At 41.4% G+C, this 834-nt stretch carries 1 protein-coding gene; it reads right to left on the bottom strand.

Annotated features, from left to right (window positions below; translation table 11 throughout):
- Nucleotides 1-135: 135 nt before the first annotated feature.
- Nucleotides 136-831, bottom strand: coding sequence for a filamentous hemagglutinin (locus tag ACFIO5_RS11105; RefSeq protein ID WP_522729887.1), 696 nt, complete (start codon nt 829-831; stop codon nt 136-138).
- Nucleotides 832-834 lie beyond the last annotated feature (3 nt).

The raw sequence follows: 834 nt of genomic DNA, 5'->3' as shown, positions 1-834 counted from the left end.
TAGTAAGACCATTTTGCTCCCACGCGCTCAAATACCCTCCAGGAGTTTTATTAAACTGACATCCAGCTATACTTAACAAAGCTAAGCCACCTAATAATTTTAGAGTTTGTTTCATTTTTTACTCCATGATTTAATTCAAGGTTTTTGTTCACGATGAGATGAACCATAATTATATCCACATTCATAACCCGCATCTCCAAGGCAAGTGTGGACATTGTTGGGATCTGTAAACATTCTCCACCATTCTTTCCAAGCATTACTGTCTGAAGGAATTGTCTTGTAAGTATAGCTATTACCGCCAATCCATCGGCTGACAAAATCATATCTATGCCCATCAAAACCAACAGTGGTTTGTTTGCCGTCACTCACATAGCCTAACAGATCGGATGCAACTAAAGCATTAAAGGCTGGTCCATAGAGATTGATAGTCGTGTTTTTGTTAGCTATCCCGTGCACACCTTGTTGTTGAAAAGAATACAGCATATTCCCCAATGTCATGCTACCGCGACTATGGGCATAAAGTTCTAACCCTGTATTACCATAGCGAGACATCAGATCTTTTGCTTCTTGTGTTGAATTGGTCAAACCCCAAAAGTTATTTTCCAGTAACTTCTGATACCCCGCTACCAGAAGTTCTGAGAGAGCCGTATCGGCTTGTGGAAACACCACAAAATAAAGCGGTTCATTTTTATTAACAGCATGTTGCTCGGCATAAACAGCAGCTTCCTCTGGGGGTGTAAAGATACCATTGAACGACACATGCACCTGGCCATCAGAACCAGCTTGCAAACGTTCCTTCTCCTCAGCCGTTAAAGAATGAAACTTAGGGATTGG

This window comes from Bartonella sp. AA86SXKL (assembly GCF_042196885.1).
The sequence above is the reverse complement of the archived record's forward strand: the minus strand, read 5'-3'. Positions and strand labels throughout refer to the sequence as shown.